18 protein-coding genes are annotated in these 21,236 nt (G+C 57.7%); 3 read left to right on the forward strand and 15 right to left on the reverse strand.

All coding sequences use genetic code 11. The features are described 5' to 3' along the window. Window positions 1-134: 134 nt before the first annotated feature. From VF684_RS07800 to tapM, 9 genes are all read right to left on the reverse strand, one after another. Window positions 135-1,007 carry a Dam family site-specific DNA-(adenine-N6)-methyltransferase gene (locus VF684_RS07800; RefSeq protein ID WP_005335008.1) on the reverse strand — a complete coding sequence of 291 codons (873 nt, stop codon included), beginning with the start codon at window positions 1,005-1,007 and terminating at the stop codon, window positions 135-137. Between the two features lie 70 nt (window positions 1,008-1,077). After that, window positions 1,078-2,658 (reverse strand): SPOR domain-containing protein, encoded by a 1,581-nt coding sequence (locus VF684_RS07805; RefSeq protein ID WP_139441860.1) that lies wholly within the window; start codon window positions 2,656-2,658, stop codon window positions 1,078-1,080. Further along, window positions 2,648-3,730 (reverse strand): 3-dehydroquinate synthase, encoded by a 1,083-nt coding sequence (aroB, locus tag VF684_RS07810; protein WP_139441859.1) that lies wholly within the window; start codon window positions 3,728-3,730, stop codon window positions 2,648-2,650. Before aroB ends, VF684_RS07805 begins: the two co-directional genes overlap by 11 nt. 14 nt (window positions 3,731-3,744) lie before the next feature. Beyond that, window positions 3,745-4,263: a shikimate kinase AroK gene (aroK, locus tag VF684_RS07815; RefSeq protein WP_005335014.1), complete on the reverse strand. Its 519-nt coding sequence runs from the start codon at window positions 4,261-4,263 to the stop codon at window positions 3,745-3,747. Between the two features lie 191 nt (window positions 4,264-4,454). Then, window positions 4,455-6,686, reverse strand: a complete 2,232-nt coding sequence (pilQ, locus tag VF684_RS07820; protein ID WP_376899882.1) for a type IV pilus secretin PilQ — start codon at window positions 6,684-6,686, stop codon at window positions 4,455-4,457. Window positions 6,687-6,702: 16 nt separating this feature from the next. Continuing rightward, window positions 6,703-7,236 carry a pilus assembly protein PilP gene (locus tag VF684_RS07825; protein ID WP_005335020.1) on the reverse strand — a complete coding sequence of 178 codons (534 nt, stop codon included), beginning with the start codon at window positions 7,234-7,236 and terminating at the stop codon, window positions 6,703-6,705. Then, a complete protein-coding gene (tapO, locus tag VF684_RS07830) occupies window positions 7,233-7,832 on the reverse strand; it encodes a PilO family type IV pilus biogenesis protein TapO (protein ID WP_019446350.1) in 600 nt (199 codons plus the stop codon). Before tapO ends, VF684_RS07825 begins: the two co-directional genes overlap by 4 nt. After that, window positions 7,829-8,407 carry a PilN family type IV pilus biogenesis protein TapN gene (tapN, locus tag VF684_RS07835; protein WP_376899880.1) on the reverse strand — a complete coding sequence of 193 codons (579 nt, stop codon included), beginning with the start codon at window positions 8,405-8,407 and terminating at the stop codon, window positions 7,829-7,831. Before tapN ends, tapO begins: the two co-directional genes overlap by 4 nt. Then, on the reverse strand, window positions 8,395-9,456 hold the full coding sequence (gene tapM, locus VF684_RS07840; RefSeq protein ID WP_376899878.1) for a PilM family type IVa pilus assembly protein TapM: 1,062 nt from the start codon (window positions 9,454-9,456) through the stop codon (window positions 8,395-8,397). The genes tapN and tapM overlap by 13 nt, the downstream gene beginning before the upstream one ends. Before the next feature lie 301 nt (window positions 9,457-9,757). Here tapM and VF684_RS07845 point away from each other — a divergent pair, with 301 nt between their 5' ends. After that, window positions 9,758-12,229 carry a penicillin-binding protein 1A gene (locus VF684_RS07845; RefSeq protein ID WP_376899876.1) on the forward strand — a complete coding sequence of 824 codons (2,472 nt, stop codon included), beginning with the start codon at window positions 9,758-9,760 and terminating at the stop codon, window positions 12,227-12,229. 49 nt (window positions 12,230-12,278) lie between these two features. Here the strand turns inward: VF684_RS07845 and oxyR are convergent, their stop codons facing one another. The 4 genes from oxyR to VF684_RS07865 form a co-directional block, all read right to left on the reverse strand. Beyond that, the gene (oxyR, locus tag VF684_RS07850; RefSeq protein WP_047437957.1) at window positions 12,279-13,178 is read right to left on the reverse strand and encodes a DNA-binding transcriptional regulator OxyR; all 900 of its coding nucleotides are present in this window, start codon (window positions 13,176-13,178) and stop codon (window positions 12,279-12,281) included. Between the two features lie 156 nt (window positions 13,179-13,334). Then, complete coding sequence (locus tag VF684_RS07855; RefSeq protein ID WP_376899874.1) at window positions 13,335-14,975, reverse strand: methyl-accepting chemotaxis protein; 1,641 nt, start codon at window positions 14,973-14,975, stop codon at window positions 13,335-13,337. 172 nt (window positions 14,976-15,147) lie between these two features. Beyond that, window positions 15,148-15,792 carry a DsbA family protein gene (locus VF684_RS07860; protein WP_139441856.1) on the reverse strand — a complete coding sequence of 215 codons (645 nt, stop codon included), beginning with the start codon at window positions 15,790-15,792 and terminating at the stop codon, window positions 15,148-15,150. A 74-nt stretch (window positions 15,793-15,866) separates the two neighbouring features. Continuing rightward, complete coding sequence (locus VF684_RS07865; RefSeq protein WP_110302660.1) at window positions 15,867-16,727, reverse strand: Vmh family MBL fold metallo-hydrolase; 861 nt, start codon at window positions 16,725-16,727, stop codon at window positions 15,867-15,869. Window positions 16,728-16,853: 126 nt separating this feature from the next. On the opposite strand from VF684_RS07865, the gene VF684_RS07870 reads away from it, so the two are divergent. Next, on the forward strand, window positions 16,854-17,753 hold the full coding sequence (locus tag VF684_RS07870) for a LysR family transcriptional regulator (protein ID WP_128835130.1): 900 nt from the start codon (window positions 16,854-16,856) through the stop codon (window positions 17,751-17,753). A gap of 66 nt (window positions 17,754-17,819) precedes the next feature. Here the strand turns inward: VF684_RS07870 and VF684_RS07875 are convergent, their stop codons facing one another. Continuing rightward, window positions 17,820-18,599, reverse strand: a complete 780-nt coding sequence (locus tag VF684_RS07875; RefSeq protein ID WP_376899869.1) for a BPSS1780 family membrane protein — start codon at window positions 18,597-18,599, stop codon at window positions 17,820-17,822. A 303-nt stretch (window positions 18,600-18,902) separates the two neighbouring features. Between VF684_RS07875 and VF684_RS07880 the strand changes: the two genes are divergently transcribed. After that, the gene (locus tag VF684_RS07880) at window positions 18,903-19,724 is read left to right on the forward strand and encodes a peptidoglycan DD-metalloendopeptidase family protein (protein ID WP_376899867.1); all 822 of its coding nucleotides are present in this window, start codon (window positions 18,903-18,905) and stop codon (window positions 19,722-19,724) included. 88 nt (window positions 19,725-19,812) lie between these two features. On the opposite strand, the gene VF684_RS07885 is transcribed toward VF684_RS07880, so the two are convergent. Beyond that, a complete protein-coding gene (locus tag VF684_RS07885; protein WP_335833857.1) occupies window positions 19,813-21,150 on the reverse strand; it encodes an MATE family efflux transporter in 1,338 nt (445 codons plus the stop codon). Window positions 21,151-21,236 lie beyond the last annotated feature (86 nt).

Below are 21,236 nucleotides of genomic sequence, written 5' to 3' on the forward strand. Positions count from 1 at the left end.
GCGTGCGAAAACGACTCGAATGCGGGGTAAATGGGGCAATCACCTCCCCTCCCCCAGCCACCCGGGTTTTGGGGCATCGGCACGGGCGCGGACTCGCCCATAAAAAACGGCGCCCTTGGGCGCCGCATGGTCTGTTACGTCAGTGGCAGCAGTTCACTGTCGCTGGGATAGTAGCCCTGCTCCGGTTCGATTCCGGGCGGATAGAGCGCCAGCAACTCGGCCACCTTGTTGCGGGTGCCGCCATTGCGGCTGATGGTGCGCTTGACCAGGATCTCGTCGAGGCGGGCACCGCGATAAAGCTCACGAGTCAGCTCGATATCATGGTTGCTGATCAGCACCGGCACCCCTTTGTGAGCGGCTGTGTGGCGGGCCAGTCGCGCCAGGATCGCCTGATCATCCAGGGTAAACCCACCGGAGGCATAGGTGGTGAAGCTCGCCGTAGTGGAGAGCGGCGCATAGGGTGGATCACAATAGATAACCCAATCCTCTTCGGCACGCTTGATGGCATCGGCGTAGCTCTCGCAGATAAAGGTCGCCTTCTGCGCCTTTTCGGCAAAGGCCCACAGCTCTTTTTCCGGGAAATAGGGTTTCTTGTAGGAACCGAACGGCACATTGAAGCCGCCCTTCTTGTTGTAGCGGCACAGTCCGTTGAAACCGTGACGGTTGAGAAACAGGAACAAGAGTGCCCGCTCGAAGGTGGTCTCGGTCTGATTGAACTGGGTACGCAGCCGGTAATAGGCCGCCTTGTGGTTGTGCTCTGCCACAAACAGCTTGCGCGCCTCGGCAATGAAACTGTCCGGCGTCAGCTTGAGGTGGTTGTACAGGCAGATCAGATCCGGATTGATGTCGTTGAGCACATACGCGTCGTAGTCGGTGTTGAGAAACACTGACCCGGCCCCGACGAAGGGCTCCAGCAACACACGCCCGGCCGGCAGGCGCTCGGCAATCTCTTCAACCAGGGAGTATTTTCCCCCGGCCCATTTTAAAAAAGCGCGTGTTTTTTTCATGGAAATCCGGTGTGTAAGAAGGCAAGACCCAAAAAGGGGGACGATTCTACCCCCTTATCCGGTATCAAGGCTATTGCTTCAGCTCTTTTTGTACCTGTGCAAACGACTTGGGCCAGGGCTGACCTTTCAGCAAGGCTGGCGGAAGCTTGCGAATGGCACTCTTGGCCTGGGTCAGACCGGCATAATCCCCTTGCAGCACAACGTACCAAGGGCTGCCACGGAATTTGGTCTGATAGACCCAGACCTTGCCCGCCAGACCATGCTCGGCGACAAATTGATCCACCGCCTTGGTGTTGCTCGCCCCCATCAACTGAACGCTGTAGTGGTTGCGCGGCTTCTTGTTCAAGGTGGCGACCGGTGTCAGGGCCACTTTGGGTGCTGGCGCGGCAACCGGCTCGTTGCTGGCGGTTTTGGTGGTAGCAGCAGGCGTTGTGGTTGTCGCCGGATTCAGTGCTTTGGAGGTACTGGCCAGCGCCGTGGTTGCGATTGCACCACTGGGGGCTGTGCCACTCGGGTTCTTGCCGGTCAGCTCGTCCACCACGTCAGTAGGCAGAGCGCCGCTCACCTTGGGTTCGGTCATCAGCTTTTGCACGACCTCGTCAGAGATCACCACCCGACGCCCTTCGTAATTGGTTGATTCGGTGGTCACAGTTTCGCTCTCCACCGATTTGGGCAACACTTTCGCCTCCGGCTGCCAATCTTTCACAACCCCATTGGGATTGCTGGCTGCATCGCTGTTTTGCGCGCCTTGTGCAGCGGTATCGGTATTCGAATCGCCTGCGGTGAGGGGATCGCCTCCCGCTACCGGGATCGGCAATGCCGTGTTCTGCGCAGGATCCTGCAGCGCCGGTTTGCTTTCATTGTCAAACAGCGCAGGCAGCAGGTAGCTCAGCGCCAGCAGGCCGCCAGCGACCAGCGCGATAGCAGTGGCAATCTTCTTGACAGGCAACTCCGCCTGACGCTTCTTGGGCCTTCTGTCGGTCATGATATCCTCCAGTAACTGCATGATGGTGGACGGATGTCCGTTCGCCATTTTCAGGATCTCCTCCACTTGCGGCTTGGGCAAGAGGGTCGCCGGGATCTTGAGCTCTTTGGCTTTCTCATACAAGAAGATGCGCTGCTCGGGCGGGCTCAGTGGCGGCACTTCCAGCTCAAGGGCTGGCATGGCACGCCCTTTGAGCTGCGGTCGTTGCGTACGACACCAGACGTCACTGCCCGAGACGATAATGGCCAGCTGATGGGGCGCCACCAGGGTATCGTTATGACGGATGATCGCCCACAACTCTCCCAGCAGTTCGGCTGGCAACTGATCGGCCCGCTCTATCAGCAGCAGCAGAGTGGCAGGCTTGCTCCCCTCCAGCATGCGAAAGAAGCTCTCCGCCAGCGCATCCTGTGGATTGAACAGCGGGCGCGCCACCACCTGTGGCAGCAACAGCTGGCGTACATCCACCATCTTCATGGCAGGTGTACCAATCAGGCTTACCACCCGCACTTTTTCCGGCAACACGCCGAGCAGGGATTCGCACAGGGTACCGCGACCACAACCGGGTTTACCGGAGAGAAAAATGAAAGGGTGATTGAATTCAATCAGATGCAGCAGCCGGTCAACCAGCTGCCGCTGGGAAGGAAGTTTTAGCAGTTTATTCGTCACGACCAGACTCGATCACCGCCAGCAACTCGGCATCGGACACATCCCCCACCACCTGCGCATGGCCGATGCCAACCGGCAACACCAGACGCAGCTTGCCTTCCAGCACCTTCTTGTCACGGCGCATATGGCGAATAAAGGCGGCGAAATCCATCTCGGCAGGCGCATGAATGGGCAGATTGGCGGCCAGCAGCAGAGCGCGCACACGCGCAACGTCCGCTTCGCTCATATCGCCACGGGCCTGCGCAGCCCAGGCAGCCAGCATGGTGCCGGCGGATACCGCTTCACCATGCAGCCAGTTGCCATACCCCTGCTCGGCCTCAATGGCATGACCAAAGGTGTGGCCCAAATTGAGCAGCGCACGGACGCCGTGCTCGGTCTCATCCTGACCGACCACATCGGCTTTGATCTCGCAGCAGCGTTTGATGGCGTAGGCCAGCGCGGCAGGTTCCAGCTGTTGCAGACGCACCATGTTCTGCTCCAGCCAGCTGAAGAAATCAGCATCCCAAATGATGCCGTACTTGATCACCTCGGCCATCCCTGCGGCAAATTCGCGGGCGGGCAAGGTACTCAGACATTCGGTATCGATAACAACTTGTTTGGGCTGATAAAAAGCCCCAATCATGTTCTTGCCGAGGGGGTGGTTGACAGCGGTTTTACCGCCAACAGAGGAGTCAACCTGGGAGAGCAGGGTGGTCGGGATCTGGATAAAAGGAATGCCACGTTGATAGCTTGCTGCCGCAAAGCCCACCACATCCCCGATCACGCCGCCCCCCAGAGCGATCAGTGTCGTATCGCGCCCATGGTTGGTTTCAAGCAGAGCAGACATGATCTGCTCAAAGGTCGCCAGGTTCTTGTATGCCTCACCGTCAGGCAGGATCAGGTGTTCAACCTGAAAACCCGACAGCAGAGCGGTTACCCGTTCAAGATAAAGCGGAGCAACGACCGTGTTGGTCACTATCATCACCCGCTTGCCCTTGATGGTCGAGACCAGCGCCTCGGGGCGCTGCAACAACCCTGCAGCTATCTCGATGGGATAGCTGCGTTCACCCAGTTCGACCTTCAACCGTTCCATGGACGTCCTCTAGATTACATACCGATCAGCTTTACAATTTGATTGGCAACGATTTTTGCGCTCTGGTCATCGGTGTGCACAACAAAGTCGGCAACCTCTTCATACAGAGCATTGCGCTCTTGTGCCAGACGTTCCAGCACTTCGCGTGCCGGTTCTTCGGTCTGTAGCAGAGGGCGGCGTTTGTCTCGCTGTGTGCGCGCCAGCTGCTTTTCGATAGTGGTTTCGAGGTAGACCACGATGCCGCGAGCAGACAACTTGTTGCGGGTTTCGCGACTCTTGATGGCACCGCCACCCGTCGCCAGCACGATACCCTGCTGCTCTGACAATTCGCCGATCACCTTCTCTTCGCGAATCCGGAAACCTTCTTCGCCTTCAACATCGAACACCCAGCCGATATCAGCACCACTGCGGCGCTCAATCTCATGATCTGAGTCGAAAAACTCCATATGCAGTTGTTCTGCCAGATGTCTACCTATGGTGCTCTTGCCCGCACCCATGGGACCTATCAGGAAAATATTGCGTTTCTCAGCCATGTCTTTTCGTTAGTAATTACAAACTGTACGACCCCGATGAATACTGGATCGGGGTACCTATGAACCTTATCTTGCGATGGATCAGGAGGGGGATTATCTCAATAGATATCGGGACTGGCAACCGCAGCCCTTACGCCCCAGCCTCATTGGGGCGTAAGGTTATATGTGTTTTACCCTCACATGTAAAGCATTCAGAAGGCGTCGGTAACTATCTTGGGCGTCACGAAAATCAGCAACTCCCGCTTTTTGTTCTCGCTGGTGGTCTTGCGGAACAAGGCCCCCAACCCGGGAATATCACCCAGCAGCGGCACCTTGGTCACATCGCTCTTGATGGTCTGCTGATAAATGCCGCCCAACACCAGTGTCTCGCCATTGTTCACCAGCACCTGAGTGGTGATGGACTGGGCGTTGATGGAAACCGCATCACCGGTACCGGTCGGTACCGTTTCACCCTTGGTATCCTGGGTCACGGTCAGGTCGAGAATCACCCGATTGTCAGGGGTGATCTGCGGAGTAACCTTCAGGCTCAATACCGCCTTCTTGAAGGTAACCGAGGTAGCGCCACTGGAAGAGGACTCCACATAGGGGATCTCGGTACCCTGTTCGATCAACGCCGGTTTCTGGTTCGCAGTGGTCACGCGCGGACTGGCTATAATCTCGGCTTTGCTCTCTTTTTCCAGCGCCGACAACTCGAGATCCAGCAAGGTGCCATCAGCCAGACGAGCGACCTGAAATGCCAGGGTGCCAGCAGCATTGGTTACCGGTAGATTGACATTGAGACGCTGATCCAACGCAGCCGGATCCCGGGTTATGGCAGAGTTACCATTATCATTACCAGATGAATCATTGCCTTCGATAGAACCGGACGTACTGTTGCCATGACCATCGTTTTTGGTCACTCCCCACCGCACCCCGAGCGCTTCATCAAAGCCGTCATCAATGGTCACCATCCGCGCCTCGATAACCACCTGCTTGACCGGAATATCGAGAATATCGAGCATCCGTTTGATGCTGCTGATGACATCGGCGGTATCCTTGACCACCAGCACGTTGGTTCGCTCGTCCACGCTCACCGCACCACGGGGTGACAGCAACTTGGTACTTTCGGAAGAGAGCAGTGCAGCCACTTCCGAGGCCTTGGCATAGTTTATCTGCAGATATTCGGTATAGAGCTGCGCCAAATCTGCAACCTGATTGCGGCTCTCAAGTTGCTGCTTCTCGCGTGTTGCGATCTCTTCCGCCGGTGCCACCAGCAGAATGTTGTTGTCCAGTCGTTTATCAAGACCCCGCACTTTCAAAATAATGTCGAGCGCCTGCTCCCACGGCACCCCATCCAGACGCAGGGTAATATTGCCTGCTACCGAATCTGTGGTTACCAAGTTAAGGTTGTTGAAATCGGCGATCAGCTGCAACACGGTACGGACTGGAATATCCTGGAAGTTCAATGAGATGGGCTTGCCCTGATACTGCTTGGATGCCGTGGCCGTCGTCCGCTTTTTCACCTCGATAATGAAGAGCTTGTCTGCCTGATCGTAACGGTAATCAAACTGACCATTGATCGACAGTTCAAACAGGGTATCGCTCCCCTGCCGGGATACTTCAACCTGTGAGACCGGCGTTGCAAAATCCTGCACATTGATCAGATTAAGCAAACCATCCGGTACCCGAGTGCCATGAAACTTGGCCAGTACGGTCTGGCCGCGGCTGCTCACATCAACAGCGGCCGAGCTGTTATCCAGCGTGACCAGAAACTCCCCCTGGCCATCTTTGCCACGACGAAAATCCACACCGGTAACCGAGTTGAAATAGGCGCCGCCCCCACTGCTTTGATAGTTGTTGAGCACCGGCTTGCTGGCAGGCTGTGTGGCTACCGGCGTTGTCACGGGCGCAACAGGCATAGACCGGGCAACGACTTGAGGATTGAGCAGCGCCGAGGGAGAGGGTGTGGCCACCATCGCAGAGGGCGCTGGCACAGGAGTAGCCGAGGTTGCGGGTGCAATCAGGGCGCTCTCACCATTGATGAGCCCGGAAGAGGCCCCCTCGCCCAATGACACCAGTAATTTGTTCCCCTGTTGCTGCACCTGATAGGGAGCAAGCTGATCGAGTGCGATCTTGATATCCAGACCTGCGCCCTTACCCTCAACCTTGATATTATCTACCCCCAGGCGCTGGATCGGCAGCGGGTTCACTTTCAGCGCCCCTACCGCACCGGGAACATGCAACAACAGCTGATTGGGCTGGTAAGAGAGACGATCGGTAAAGCCCGTGACCGGCTCACTGAAACTGAGCTCCACCAGCAATTGATCGGCAAGCAGCGGATTGACCTTGATCTCCTGCAGGGTTGCCACTGCCCACGCCTGACTGAGGGCGCTGGCGCAAAACAGCAAAGCCACTTTGGATACACTCTCTATTGTTGTTCTCATTGCTGTTCGTCCCTGATTATTGTTTTTCTTGCACATTGGCCATCGCCAACTGGGTTTCTCTTGTTACCCAGCACCCCTTCCCGTCCGGAATGGTTTCCAGCAAATCCACGGCAGTGTCAGTGATCTTGATGACTCGACCCTGATCAAGCCCCATATACTGGTTGAGTCCGACCCGCATCGATTTGCCATCCGGGGTGCTGATCAAGGCCCACAACTGACCTGCCTTACCCAAAGAACCATGCATCGACAGACTGGCCAGCGAATAATTTTCCAGCACCTCTTTCTCACGATCCATCAGGGTCTGAGCACAATCCGGCTGGGCCTTGGCAGTGCTTGTACTTCCGACTGTCGCCTCAGGCTGGGGAACCATGAAGGGGCTGCGCAACTCGCGTTGCTGGTAGTGCATGGGGGCAAAAGGCTTCAGCTCGGGCAAGGGCTCGATAGGTATGGGCGGCCTTGCTTTGGTCTGGGCGACATAGCTATCCATATCCTCCTGGCCACCACACGCCGCCAGCAAGAGAGCAGGCAACAACCAGCAGATGCGTCTCATTGTTTCGGCTCCACTGTTTTACCGTTGTACTTGTAGGTCTTGGCCAGCATCGACATCGAAATCAGCTCCCCTTCATCCTTGCTCTGACCCAGAGTGAAGGAGTCAAGAATGACGATACGGGGCAAGGCGGCCATGTCAGCGGTGAACTTGCCAATTTCATGGTAAGTGCCCACGACTTCGATACGCATTGGTAGCTCGGTTGAAAACTCGTGCTTTACCTCGGGTTCCCAGTTGATCCGGTTCAATTTCAAGCCGTTGTCGGTAGCAATAAAGCTGATATCGTCCAGCAGACCGGCGACCTCATGGGTATTGGGCAACTGCTTGAGCTGGGTATCGACCAGTTGCTCAAGCTGAACCATTTGCGCCTTGTATGCCCCCAGGTTGGCAGCCAACATCGCCTTGCTTTCAAACTGGGCTTTCAGTTCGGTCTCCTTACCCGCTTCCTGAGTCAAACTGGTCAGTGAGTTGGCAATCACGTAGTAGTAGATGGCGCCACCGGTCAACACGCAGCAGAAAAAGATGAAGACCCCTTTTGCCCATTTTGGCCAGCTTGCTATGTCATTGATATCCAACTCGTTGAGTTGCTGAAGATTCATTGTTGCTCCTTGGCCACATTCCCTGCAGCCGCAGCATTGTTGGCGATCAGGAACATCATGGAAAACTGGCTCAATGACACTGGCGCAACATCAGCCGCAAAAATAGTGCTTATCTTTGCCTGCCCCAACCAACCGGAACCATCAATCCGCCGCATCATGCTGGCCACCCGACCATAGGCTTCGGTCTTGCCATTTACATCAATAATATTGTTCTGCATCGAGAGGGTGTTCAGGTAAACCCCGTTGGGCACCAGTGAAGGAAGCTGATTGAAGAGGCGGACGGGCACATTGCGTCGCATCTGCAACTGCTCGATGAGCTGCATCCGATCGATCAGTTCCTTGCGACGCTCTTTGAGCAGACGGATCTCCCCCAGCTGGGCATCGAGAATAGTCATCTCCTGAACCAGCCGCTGGTTGCGCTGCTGCTGGGCGACGATCTGGCGATCAACGAGCCAGTTGGCAAAAAATCCCAGCGCGACCGTGGCCAGCACAAAAATCCCCAGCAAGGCCCCGAACTGTTTCTTTTGGCGATGGGCCCGGGCTTCACGCCAGGGCAGAAGGTTTATATTTGACATGGTGTGAAACTCCTCAGAGCCAACCCGAATGCCGTCATATATTTAGCACCATGTACCAGCTCGGCTTCCCCTTTCGGCTTGCCAAACAGGGCGAACAGATCCGGGTGCAACACCTCGCAATTGACCTCTTCTTTTACCTGTACCAACAAACCGGGTAGCAGACTGCCTCCCCCCGTCAGCACCAGTTTTGCGATGTCGCGATAACCGGATGAACTGCAAAACAGCTGGATATTGCGCCGCACTTGCTGCAGCAGCGAGTTGATGTGGGGCATCAGCACATCCAGCTCATGGTCAACAGGCAAGGTACCTTTGGTTTTAGCCTGCTCAGCTTCATCCAGCGTCATGCCATAAAAGGAAGAGAGCGCCTGGCTGTACTGATCGCCACCGAAGTTCTGCAAGCGGGAGTAGATCACCTCCCCCTTGACCAGCGCCGCAAAGGTCATGGCACTGGCGCCAATGTCGATCACCCCGATCGGCCGTTCACTCTCCTGCAATTCGGGCAGACAGGCCACCACGGCCCGGCCCAGCGCATGGGCGCCCACATCCACCACCTTGACGGCAATACCGGCTTCGGCAAGGGCGCTGACCCGGCCGTTGACACTCTCGGTGCGGGCTGCGCTCAGCAGCACATCTTGACGATCTTCGCTATTGTTGGTGCTCAGCACCTCAAAATCGAGACTCACTTCATCGAGGGGGAAGGGAATGATCTGCTCGGCCTCCAGCTGCACCTGACTCTCCAGCTCCTTGTCGCTGAGGCGGGCATCAATCTGGATCACCTTGGTTATCACGTTGGAGCCGGTCACCGCAGTGGCGGCATAGTCGCTGTGAGCTGGGATCAGGCGCTTGAGAGTCTTGAGAGATTGGCTGACGCGCTCGATATCCTGCAATTGATAGTCAACCAGCGTCCCTTTCGGGGTGGCAATATCGGCGACAGATTCGAGATGAAGCTTGCCAGGTCGGCCACTGAGGGTAACGGACTTGATGGTCTGGCTGCCGAAATCAATGCCCACCAGAGGGAGGAGGGATCCCTTGTTAAAAAGCCCAAACATATACACATCCATGCGTTATTTGGTTTTATTCCTGAACAGAGTGTAGGACACCCGATCAGAGGAGTGCTTCACTCATCCTAAATGCTCTAACTATCAATGTCATAAAGTTTATGTCGAAAAGTGACCCATCTCGCTTTCTTCATGGCAAGTGGCCCTCCTTGGTAATTGCTCCCTGTAGTGCTAACCTCTCGCATCCTTTTTGAGGTGGGTGGCTCGCCACAGGAAAACCTCGAATTCCCGATGGCAAAAGGGCTATACTCTGCGCCCGTTGGCTAATTTTAAGACGATTGGTAGTTCTTCCATGCTGAAATGGCTCGTTCGCCTGTTTATTGTCATGATGCTGGGTGCTGTGCTGGGTGTTGCCAGCCTCATCGGTATCTACTTCTATATCAAACCCCAACTGCCCGATGTCACCGCACTGCGTGACGTCAAGCTGGCAACCCCGATGCGGGTTTACAGCCGGGATGGGGAGTTGATCGCCCAATATGGCGAAATTCGTCGCATTCCGCTGCGTCTGGACGAAATTCCGCAACCCATGATCGATGCCGTACTGGCGACCGAAGATGCACGTTTTTATGAGCACCCGGGCATTGACCCGATTGGTATCATTCGAGCTGCATCCGTCTGGGCTGTCTCCGGCCATGCCCGTCAGGGTGCCAGTACCATCACCCAGCAGGTTGCCCGCAACTTCTTCCTGAGCAATGAGAAGACCATCATCCGCAAGATCAAGGAGGTCTTCCTGGCCTGGCGGATCGAGCAGAATCTCTCAAAAGATGAGATCCTCGAACTCTACCTCAACAAGATCCCCCTCGGTTATCGCTCCTTCGGGATCGGTGCTGCGGCACAGGTTTACTTTGGTAAAGAGGTCAAGGATCTGGGACTGGACGAGATCGCCATTATTGCCGGTCTGCCGAAAGCCCCCTCCATGCTCAACCCCATTCGCTCCCCCGAGCGCGCCTTTGCGCGCCGCAACGTGGTGCTGGGCCGGATGCTGGAAACCGGCAAGATCACCCAGGCCCAGTTTGACGAAGCGTCCAAAATGCCGATCAAGGCCCGTTTTCACGGCGCCGAAGTGACCCTGCACGCCCCCTATCTCGGTGAAATGGTGCGCCAGAAGATGGTCGAGCAGTTCGGTGAAGATGCTTATACCATGGGCCTGCACGTCTACACTACCGTCTCTGCCGAGCGTCAGCGGGCAGCCAGACAGGCGCTGCTGGATGGCGTTTTTGCCTATGATATGCGCCACGGCTATCGCGGCCCGACGGCTCAGTTGTGGAAGGCTGGCGAGACAGCCTGGGATTACGAGCAGATCGTCGCTCACCTTGGCAAGCAGCCCACTTATGATCCGCTGATGGCGGCGGTCGTGACCAAGCTCGGTGATCGCAGCGCCACGCTGGTACTGAAAAATGGCAAGGAAGCAGAGCTCGGCTGGAATGGCATCAAATGGGCTCGCTCCTTTATTACCGACGACCGTCAGAGCTATGCCCCGAAATCGGCGCGCGATGTGCTGAAAGTCGGCGCCCAGATCTGGGTGCGGGAAGAGGGCGAAGAGTTGCTGCTGGCCCAAATCCCGGACGTCAACGCCGCGCTGGTTGCCATGAACCCGAAAAATGGGGCACTGGAAGCACTGGTCGGTGGTTTCAGCTTCGAACTATCCAAATTCAACCGGGTCGATCAGGCGCGTCGCCAGATCGGTTCCAATATAAAGCCCTTCCTCTATGCGACCGCGCTGGAGCATGGCTATACCCTGGCGTCGCTCATCAACGATGCGCCGATCAACCAGTGGGATCCATCAAAAGGGCCCATGTGGCAGCCCAAGAACTCCCCGGCCGTTTATGATGGCCCCACCCCGCTGCGTCTGGGTCTGGCCAAGTCCAAGAACGTGATGTCGGTTCGACTGATGCGCGCTATCGGTCTGGATACCTATATCGACGGTCTGACCCGCTTTGGCTTCCCCCGCGACTTCATCTCTCCCCATGAGTCGCTGGCGCTGGGTGCTGCCGAATTCACCCCCCTCGAGGTAGTGCGTGGTTACTCGGTTCTGGCCAACGGTGGCTTCCTGGTGACCCCATACTTCATCGACAAAGTGACCGACAGTCTGGAGAACACCCTCTATCAGGCCAACCCTGCTATTGCTTGCACCACCTGCGAACAGCAGGCCGCACCCGAGCAGAGCACACTGCCGCAGACAACTGTTGATGGAGCCGCACAAGATGGCACGCAGAGCCCTCTCGCGCCAACCATCGCCCCGCATACCATCAGTGCCCAGAGTGCATTCTTGATCACCGACACTCTGAGTACAGCCATCTGGGGGGGCAACGGCTGGCGTGGTACCGGCTGGCGTGCAGCCCGCGACCTGAAACGTCACGACATCTCCGGTAAAACCGGTACCACCAACGAATCGCGGGATGCCTGGTTCTCCGGCTACACCCCGGATATAGTTGCCACCTCTTGGATCGGTTTTGACAACCACCAGCGTGGCCTTGGCCGTGCCGAGTTTGGCGGTGGCGCCGCGCAGCCTATCTGGATCGACTTCATGAAAGTCGCCCTCAAAAAGCTGCCTGAGCACAAGATGCCGGTTCCCGAGGGGATCATGACGGTGAAGATTGATAGCGAAACCGGCCTGCTGGCAACCAGTGGCGGAACCGACGAATACTTCAAGGAAGGGACCGAGCCGACCCGCTACGCAGCACCGAGCTCGGATGGCAATCAGGTCTACGGCGGTGACAACCCCGATGTAGAAGGGCCTGTCTCAACCGACGATATCTTCTAAGCTGCTCTCGCGGCAGAAGCAAAACCGGCAGCCTTGGCTGCCGGTTTTTTTATTGGGCCAACTGCTTGGTCATCAGCGTGGCGATCGAGGCGGCCAGCTCGTTGAAACAGGGGCGACGCACCGAGTAGTGGCGATAGAGCAGCGAGATGGTACGCCCCGGCACAGGGTCAACCACAGGTCGATAGCTCACCCCGCCCTCATCATGATCGGCAGGTACGGCCAACTTTGGCACCAAAGTCATGCCACTACCGGCGGCCACCATGTTACGCAGCGTCTCGAGACTGGTCCCCTTAAAGCGTTGATCCTCACCTATCCCGCCGGCGAAACAGAATCCCATCGCCTGATCCCGCAAACAGTGGCCATCGGCCAGCATCAGCAATTTCTTGCCCTTGAGATTACCGAGTGGCACCTGTTTGGCCTGTGCTTCGGGGTGATGGCAAGGCACCGCCAACCACATCGGCTCATGATAGAGCTGGATTGAACCAAACCCCTCCATCCCAGGCATCTCGGCCAGAATGACGCAATCCAGCTCCCCCTCTTCCAGCCGTTTGAGCAGGGTTTGGGTCTGCTCCTCATAGAGGTAAAACTCCAGCTGGGGAAAACGCTCACGCAGGGTCTGGATAATGCGGGGCAACAGGTAGGGGCCCACGGTCGGAATAAAACCGATATGGATCTCCCCGGACATCGGTTCGGAGAAGTGCTGACCGATGCTCTTGAGCTCGCGCACCTCCTTGAGCACCCGACGCGCCTGATGGGCCATGGCATCGCCAGCAGGCGTAAACAGCACCTTGCGCGAGGTACGTTCGATCAGAATGACCCCGAGTTCATCCTCCAGCTTGCGCAGCTGGCCGCTCAGGGTGGGTTGACTGACAAAGCAGCGTTCAGCAGCTTTACGAAAATGTTTTTCCTCATCCAGCGCCACCAGATATTCGAGATCGCGAAGATTCATACAGCAAGAGTCCTGCCTGGAAAATGGGCCATCAGCATGCACAATATCGTCCGGCGGGACAAGTCATCCACTTGCAGTGAGCCTCTCTGGCTGCCCCTCCAAAACAGAAAAGCCCGACCACCTTGCGGTAATCGGGCTGTTTGACTCGCCGATGGATTACACCCTGAAACGGCGCACCATATCCTGCAGTTGGGTAGCCAGGTGGTTCAACTCGTTGCACGCCTGAGCCATCTGGGTGGCACCGGCGGCCACCTCTTCGGAAGCATGACTGATATTGACCACGTTACGGTTGAGCTCCTCGCTCACCGCGCCCTGCTCTTCCGTGGCCGTTGCAATCTGGATGTTCATGTGGGAGATGCTGCTGACTGAGCCACTGATCTGGGAGATAGACTCGCCAGCTTCCCGCGCGGTAGCAACCGTGGTGTTCATCAGCTCCTGACTCTGTTGCATGGTACTGCCGGCCTGTTCGGCACGCTGCTGTAACTCGGCAATAATGGTGTTGATCTGGGAGGTGGAATCCTGAGTGCGCTTGGCCAGAGTACGCACCTCATCGGCCACCACCGCAAAACCCCGCCCCTGCTCACCGGCACGGGCCGCTTCAATGGCTGCGTTCAATGCCAGCAGGTTGGTCTGTTCGGCAATGCCACGGATCACCTCTAGCACCATACCGATATTGCGGCTGTCATCGCCCAGTTGGCGTATCACCACCGCAGTGCTCTCGATAGCACCGGCGACCCGCTCGATGCGCAGAATGGAGTCATTCACCGTTTGCGCACCAATCTCTGCCGTTTCGCTGGCCGAGGTGGCGGCACTGGCCGCATCGCTGGTGTTGCGAGAGACCTCCTGCACCGTAGCCTGCATCTCGTTCATCGCCGTCGCCAGCTGGTTCAGCTCATGTTGCTGAGCATTCATATTGTTGGCTGACTGGCTGGCAACAGAGCTGATCTCCTCCGCAGCGGAACTCAGTTGAACCACAGAGCCCGACACTTCACTCACCAGAGTGCGCAGATTGGTCTGCATCTCACCAAACCCTTTGGCAAGGGTTCCCAGTTCATCATTGTTGAACTGCTGCATATCGATACGGGAGGTGAGATCACCAGAGGAGACACGACGGGTCTGTTCCAGTAACGCCATCACGGGGTTGCGGATCTGACCAGTCAGCAGCCAGGCAATTGCCACCACAAAACCCAGCGTCACCAGACTGACGATGACGCTCATGGTTCTGGCACTGCTGTAGAGCGCCTCCACATTTTTTGTCATCTGGGCCGCAATCTCGTTATTGATTTCCCGCAAGCGGAAGGATTTTGCTCCCACCTCCTCCAGCGCGACCCGGGTTTCGTTTTTGCGCAGACTTCTGACTCGCTCCAGATCGCCAGCAGCGAAGGCGCTCAACAGTTGGTCATGCACCGCAAAATACTTGGCCCCCGCCGCAACCACCTGCTCATAAACCTGTTTCTCTTCACCTGTAGTGAAAGCTAAAGCACCGTATTTTTGGGCTGCTTGCTCAAATTCCTGCCTGGCCTTATTGAAGGTCAGGGTGCGATCGCTTACCTCTTGATCATCCTTGTTCAGACCACCGATGACCTGGGCCAGCTCTGAGCGGCGCGCATCCAGAATGGCAACATGCATCTGGCTGGCATAGCGGGTTGACGGCAGCAGGTTGTCAGTGATGGTTTCGGTATCACCATAGAGCTTTGCCAACTGGCTGATGGAAAACCAGGCCAAGCCCAGTACCAGCAGTGCCAGGATGGCAAATCCGGCACTCAGTTTCTGGCCGATAGACATGTTTTTGAACATATGGGGGCTTCCTTGAAATGAGTCTGCACTCCCGCAACATCCGCCGGGAATGGTCACATAGAGCATAGTCTGCAAGCAGAAAGTCGAAGGCTTTCATATCGCTTCTGCATACAGGAATATCGGCCCGTTCACTCCACTTCTAAAGAGACCTTGTCCGTCCACATTCTAATAACTATTCCATCAACTCAAGAAGATGCTGACGCAACCCGGCAGGATCGCCCAAAAAGTCAGCCACTCGCACAGTACTCACCTTACCGTTGTGCATCAACCCAAGGGTGGGATAACCCTGACCGCCCAGCCGTTTCATCCAGCCTTGGCTATCTGCCAGATGTTGCAGCAAGGGCGCCTGCAGATAGGATTGCTGGAATGCCTCGGCTGCAATCCCCTGCTCTGCCGCCAGCGTGGCGAGAAATGCCGGCTCACCAATCCAGATCCCGTCCCGATAGTGGGATTGCTGGATCCGGTGCAACATGACCAGCCCATCGCCCCCCAACGCCGTGACGGCCAAAACCGCACGGATCGGCGGCTCGGAGTCCAGCAGACAGCCTTCCCGCAGCAGCAGTTCGTTAAAGTAGCGTTCGCCAAAATGCTGGCCGGTCAGCGCTTCGATCCGCTGATCATGGGGGCGCACATAATCACGCAATGCCTCGCCCATCGGCTGACGGCGACTACCCATCCAGAGACCGCCCGCATGCAGCTCGATCTTGAGCCCAGCAATGGTGGCTGCCGCCTGCAACAGGGGGGCGGCACCGTAGCACCAGCCACAGAGCGGGTCATAGACATAATAGAGGGTGGTTTGTTGTTCGCTCATCTTCATTCTCACTTCAATCTCGGATAAAAAACCGGGCCCTTAGGCCCGGTAAAAAACACAGGGAAAGCAGGCTCAGTGGCTTACCACTTCATCTCGCCGGTATTGACCTTGGCACCGATGGCCAGACCATCGTCAACCGGCAGTGCCGGATAGGCCTTCTTCAGAGCCTCAATCAGCTCACCGGAGTTTTTCGCCTTGGCCAGCTCCTGTTCGAAACGCTCTACATAGTCACGGGTAAAGGTCACAGCGGCAGTGCCTTTGGGAGCAGAGCCCAGGAAGTGGCCCGGTACCACACGCTCGGGTTTCAGGGCCAGCAGGTTATCCAGCGCCTTGACCCAGTTGCTGCGAGCCGCTTTGGTCTGGCTGTCGGCCATCCAGACATGCACCCCGTGGTAGACCGGCACACCACCAAAAGCAGTCTTGATGGAAGGGGCCCAGAGGTAAGCATTCGGGGTGTTCATCTCTTTGATTTCAATCTTCTCACCATCCAGCGTCAGGTGACTGGCGGTCATCACTTGCGGCACGGTCAGGCTCTTCGGTGCGCCCTTGCCGAGGATCGGGCTCCAGTAGCTCAGCTTGGCATCCTTGGTCTGGTTGATGTGGTCAACCACATGCTGATCGGCCAGCACTTTGACATCCGGGAACGCCGCCATGACCGGCTCCAGACCGAAATAGAAGTCGGGGTCACCGGCACTGATATAGACAGTGGTCAGCTTCTTGCCGCTCTTCTTGATCATGTCGACCAGCGCCTGACCATTTTGCACATCGAACTGGGCATCGATCAGGATGGCCTCTTTGTCACCGGTCACCAGTGAGGAGGAGACCGGGAAGATCGCCTTCTCGCCAGGGTTGTAGACGGTCACGCTCAGGGGGGCGGCCAGTGCGGCGCCACTCAGCAGGGTGGTCGCCAGAGTCAGGTTGCGGATCAGGGTGTTGTTCATCATCTATTCCTCATTAAGTATTCGGGGGTTCATTTGATGGACACAGTGTATTGGATCACTTAAGGTGCAAATACAGCATAAAAAGCGCATCACTGTTGCACATATCGAACATATAGAGAGCCGTACATGGATCGACTGACCGCCTTGCGGGTCTTTGTCAGCGTAGTCGAACAAGGGAGCCTGAGCGGCGCCGGAGAGAAACTGGATATGTCGCGCGCCATGGTGTCGCGCTATCTGGCCGAGCTGGAGAGCTGGATGGGCGCCCGCCTGCTGCACCGTACTACCCGTCGTCTGAGTCTGACCGGGCCAGGAGAGGAGGCACTGAACCGGGCCCGCGCCATGCTGGCGCTCGGCGAAGAGATGGAGCAGATCGCCGTGAAGGGGGATGACGCCCCCAAGGGGCAACTGCGGATCACCAGCAGCTACTCCCTGTCAGAAGCGCTGCTGGTCGGGGCTGCCAACGACTATCTCGCCCAATACCCGGGGACGGCCATCGACATTCTGCTGCTCGACAGAACCGTCAATCTGGTAGAGGAGCGGATCGATCTGGCGGTGCGCATCACCAACGACCTAGACCCCAATCTGGTGGCGCGTCGTCTCGGCACCTGCCACTCGGTAGTCTGCGCCAGCCCGGCCTATCTGGCCCGTCATCCGATGCCACACAAGGTGCAGGATTTGGCGCTGCACAACTGCCTCACCTACACCTACTTTGGCAAGAGCCTGTGGGAGTTCAATGGACCGGACGGTCCCGAGTCAGTGCCGGTTAGCGGTAACCTGAGTGCCAATATTTCCAACCTGCTGCTGGAAGCAACGCTGGAAGGCGCCGGGATCAGCCTGCAACCCCGCTACTCGGCACAACCCTATCTGGAGCGCGGGGAACTGGTGCCCCTGCTGACCGACTGGCAGCCCAAGCGCCTCGGGGTCTACGGGGTGTATGCCACCCGCAAACAGATGTCGCCACTGCTGCGCAGCTTCCTCGATTTTCTGCTGGCCCGCATGGCGACGGATCCCATCTGGCAGGAGTAAGCACACCTCAAACCCGATCATGAAGAAGGGGCCGCTGCGGGCCCCTTCTTCACTCTGATCCCTTGATCAGGCTTCAAATCCGAATGGTTCTGAGTGCGGCGCTTCCGGCTGCGCACTCTCGTCCAGGAAAATATCCCGATAAGCCACATAGATGGAGTAGTTGAGCGCCGGGATCACCACCAGCAGACCTACCAGTAACAGCACAGCGCCAAACAGCAATAACATGGCTGAGAGCAGCCCCCACCAGAAGAAGGGAAAAATATTGTGCCAGCAGCCGAAGAAGCTCAGCCGTACCGCCTGGATGATGCCGATATCGTGGTGGTAGATCAGCGCCGGAGCAAAGGTGACCCCCATCAGCACGGGAATGATGAGCAGCATCCCCACCAGCAATACCAGCAGTAGTTGCTGCAACTGGCTCGCAGAGACCACCATGCTCTCGGGATCCTGCGTCAGCAGCGGGAGCAGCCCCCACATGGAGAGCAGACCGAGACAGACGAGGCCCACCAGGCTAAACAGCAGCAACACCAGCAGACCGCCTAGCATCAGCGGGGTCAACTTGTGGCGAAAACCGGCGAAGAGATCGGCAAACTGCAGCGGCTCCCCCCGATAACCCCGAGCGGCGACCGCCACCCAACCCGCGCCCCACACCATGTAGAGCAGCTGGGAGATAAGGCCCCCTGCCGGCAGTTGCTCCAGCAGCATGCCCACCATCAACCAGACCAGCACCATGGCTACGCTGATCCCCATCCCCTTGTTGAAGATATCGAACCCGCTGCGAACCCAGAGCCAGCCACGACCTGTCGTGTACCGGGCCGGTGTGGTGCGCAAAGGGGGTAATCCGTTCATATCGTCTCCTCGGAGTGTCGGTGGCATCAGTGCCGGAAGCCGATTCTAGAGCCAGGGCGGGGGGCGACTCAATGGCGAAGCGGCCCGACCACGACATAAAACCTGACGCAGCGATGCACAAAATGGGCGTCAGCCACGCCCCGCCTCTGGCTGCCTCGACCATAACGAGGCACAATCTGTCCCCTCCTCCAGCCGCGCCTGTCGTGGCCAGCATGTCGTGATCACCCTTTAGTGATCGGCGACTGCCGGACAGGAGGCTGTCATCCCGCCATCCCGGGCGTTTTAACATCGAGTGGTATCGTCATGAGAGTTGTGTGTTGTCTGTTGTTGTTACTGGCCAGCCAGTCGGCCCTGGCCGAGGGTTTTATCAGCCGTCTGCTCAACCATCCGGTGCCAGGTGGCGTTGCGGTGATCCCTCTTGGCGCGTCACCCACTGCCCCCACGGCCCGCTATCACGACAAACCCGTGCTGGTGGTGCGCGAAGACAACCAGTGGATCGCCATCGTCGGCATCTCTCTCAAAAACCCGCCCGGTGCCCAGCAACTGAGCACAGGTGATGGCCGTATTCTCGGCTTCACCGTGACCCCCAAGCACTACCGCGAGCAGCACATCAAGCTCAAGAACAGCCGTCAGGTCAATCCGCTCGCCGAGGATATGACCCGTATCAACCGCGAGCTGGCGGAGCAGACCCGGGCTTACCAGACCTTCAGCCCCAACCAGCCGAGCAACCTGATGTTCGACAAGCCGGTCAACGGCCCCCTCTCCAGCCCGTTTGGCCTGCGTCGTTTCTTCAATGGCGAGGAGCGCAATCCCCACTCCGGCCTCGACTTCGCCGTGGGCGCCGGCACCCCGATCAAGTCCCCCGCCGCCGGCAAGGTGATCCTGATCGGCAACTACTTCTTCAATGGCAATACCGTCTTTGTCGACCACGGTCAGGGGCTCATCAGCATGTTCTGCCACATGTCGAAGATCGATGTGAAGCTCGGCCAGAGCCTGCCGCGTGGCGGTATCGTCGGGCGAGTCGGTTCGACCGGCCGCGCTACCGGCCCCCATATGCACTGGAACGTCAGCCTCAACGACACCCGGGTCGATCCCGCTATCTTTATCGGCGCCTTCAAGCCCTGAATCGGCAGAGCCCGTTAACAAAACATCCTCTAACAAAACAGGCAGCCCATGGCTGCCTGTCTGCTATCTGCACGTCGAACCTGATTACCTATCCGGCCAGCGCGTGGGCACCGGACTCCCGACGCATCGCCCGCCACATTACCAGCACCAGCAGCGAGCTGCACGTTGGCAATGCCAGCCAGACGCCGGGCACGCCCCACAGGGTCGAGAATCCCCACAAGAAACCGCCGATCAGCACCAGCTTGCCGCCGGTGAGCAGGGAGGCGATGCGGGCCCGATTGATGGCCTGGAAGTAAGTGGCCCCCACCAGCAGCAAACCCTCCATCGGCAGCCCCCAGAAGTAGAGCCAGATCCCGAGGCTCGCCACCGGCAGCAAGGTGGCGTTGTCGCCGGCAAACAGATAGACCGCCGCCTCCGGCCACAGATAAAGCGGGAACATGGCGCACAGGGCGATCCCCAACGTCACTCCGAGTGCCAGATTGCGGATCCGCAGCACCCGCCGCCAGTGACCGGCGCCCGCGTTAAAGCTGGCGATGGGCTGGATACCCATGGCGATCCCCTCAAACACCAGATAGAAGAAGGCCTCGGTGTAACTGATCACCCCGTAGGCCGCCACGTGCAGCGAAGTGCCGACCGCCAGCAACGCCTTGTTGTGCAGCGCCAGCACCACAGAGAGATAGAGGTACATCAGAAAACTGGAGATCCCGAGGCGCACCGTCTCACCCATCAGCCGCAGATCGGGGCGCAAGGTGTCCCAGCTTATCCGCAGTTGGCTGCGCGGCGTGAAGAAGTGCCACAGGCAGGCTAGGCCCGTCACTGCCTGGGAGAGCATGGTGGCCGTCGCCACCCCGGCCAGTCCAAACGGAAACACTACCATCAGCAGATAATCGAGCAGCACGTTAAGCAGGCCCCCGACTACCATGATGAGGGTGACAAACCCGGGGCGGCCATCGTTGCGCAGCAGAGAGCTGAACGCCATCGACAGCACCGCAAAGACGCCCAGCCAGGCGTAGGCCTGCAGGTAGGAGAGCCCGGAGGTGAAGATCTCCCCCTCCGCCCCCATCCAGGCCAGCATGGGCTCGCCATAACGGATCCCGATAAAACTGAGCAGTGCCGAGGCAAGCAACACCATCACCAGGGCATTGCCGACGATATGGCGGGCTTTGGCCGGGTTGCCCTGCCCCAGATAGAAGGAGACCAGCGACGAGGCCCCCATGCCGATCAGGGCCCCCACCGCATAGAGCACGGCGCAGATGGGATAAGCCAGCATCAGACCGGCCATGCCATCCTGACCCAGCACATGGCCAACGAAGATGCCATCGATGGTGACATAGATGCCGGTGATCAGCATGGCCGCCACGGTCGGGGTTACGTAACGCCAGAAAAGGCGAGATAGCGGGGCTGTGCCCAGATCAACAGCTGACATATTCGACTCGGTGGAGAGAAAGCGGCCGGGATCATAGCGAAACGGCAGCACGACTTCCTGTTATTTGTGTTATGAATCATTAATAT

Source organism: Aeromonas sp. Lyrl_2 (assembly GCF_051948815.1).
Classification (GTDB): domain Bacteria; phylum Pseudomonadota; class Gammaproteobacteria; order Enterobacterales; family Aeromonadaceae; genus Aeromonas; species Aeromonas veronii.

What these genes read in the sequence shown, in the direction of transcription:
- VF684_RS07800 (WP_005335008.1), bottom strand. Translation starts at nt 1,007, where the DNA reads ATGAAAAAAACACGCGCTTTTTTAAAATGGGCCGGGGGAAAATACTCC.
- aroB (WP_139441859.1), bottom strand. Translation starts at nt 3,730, where the DNA reads ATGGAACGGTTGAAGGTCGAACTGGGTGAACGCAGCTATCCCATCGAG.
- aroK (WP_005335014.1), bottom strand. Translation starts at nt 4,263, where the DNA reads ATGGCTGAGAAACGCAATATTTTCCTGATAGGTCCCATGGGTGCGGGC.
- pilQ (WP_376899882.1), bottom strand. Translation starts at nt 6,686, where the DNA reads ATGAGAACAACAATAGAGAGTGTATCCAAAGTGGCTTTGCTGTTTTGC.
- VF684_RS07825 (WP_005335020.1), bottom strand. Translation starts at nt 7,236, where the DNA reads ATGAGACGCATCTGCTGGTTGTTGCCTGCTCTCTTGCTGGCGGCGTGT.
- tapO (WP_019446350.1), bottom strand. Translation starts at nt 7,832, where the DNA reads ATGAATCTTCAGCAACTCAACGAGTTGGATATCAATGACATAGCAAGC.
- tapN (WP_376899880.1), bottom strand. Translation starts at nt 8,407, where the DNA reads ATGTCAAATATAAACCTTCTGCCCTGGCGTGAAGCCCGGGCCCATCGC.
- tapM (WP_376899878.1), bottom strand. Translation starts at nt 9,456, where the DNA reads ATGTTTGGGCTTTTTAACAAGGGATCCCTCCTCCCTCTGGTGGGCATT.
- VF684_RS07845 (WP_376899876.1), top strand. Translation starts at nt 9,758, where the DNA reads ATGCTGAAATGGCTCGTTCGCCTGTTTATTGTCATGATGCTGGGTGCT.
- oxyR (WP_047437957.1), bottom strand. Translation starts at nt 13,178, where the DNA reads ATGAATCTTCGCGATCTCGAATATCTGGTGGCGCTGGATGAGGAAAAA.
- VF684_RS07855 (WP_376899874.1), bottom strand. Translation starts at nt 14,975, where the DNA reads ATGTTCAAAAACATGTCTATCGGCCAGAAACTGAGTGCCGGATTTGCC.
- VF684_RS07860 (WP_139441856.1), bottom strand. Translation starts at nt 15,792, where the DNA reads ATGAAGATGAGCGAACAACAAACCACCCTCTATTATGTCTATGACCCG.
- VF684_RS07865 (WP_110302660.1), bottom strand. Translation starts at nt 16,727, where the DNA reads ATGAACAACACCCTGATCCGCAACCTGACTCTGGCGACCACCCTGCTG.
- VF684_RS07870 (WP_128835130.1), top strand. Translation starts at nt 16,854, where the DNA reads ATGGATCGACTGACCGCCTTGCGGGTCTTTGTCAGCGTAGTCGAACAA.
- VF684_RS07875 (WP_376899869.1), bottom strand. Translation starts at nt 18,599, where the DNA reads ATGAACGGATTACCCCCTTTGCGCACCACACCGGCCCGGTACACGACA.
- VF684_RS07880 (WP_376899867.1), top strand. Translation starts at nt 18,903, where the DNA reads ATGAGAGTTGTGTGTTGTCTGTTGTTGTTACTGGCCAGCCAGTCGGCC.
- VF684_RS07885 (WP_335833857.1), bottom strand. Translation starts at nt 21,150, where the DNA reads ATGTCAGCTGTTGATCTGGGCACAGCCCCGCTATCTCGCCTTTTCTGG.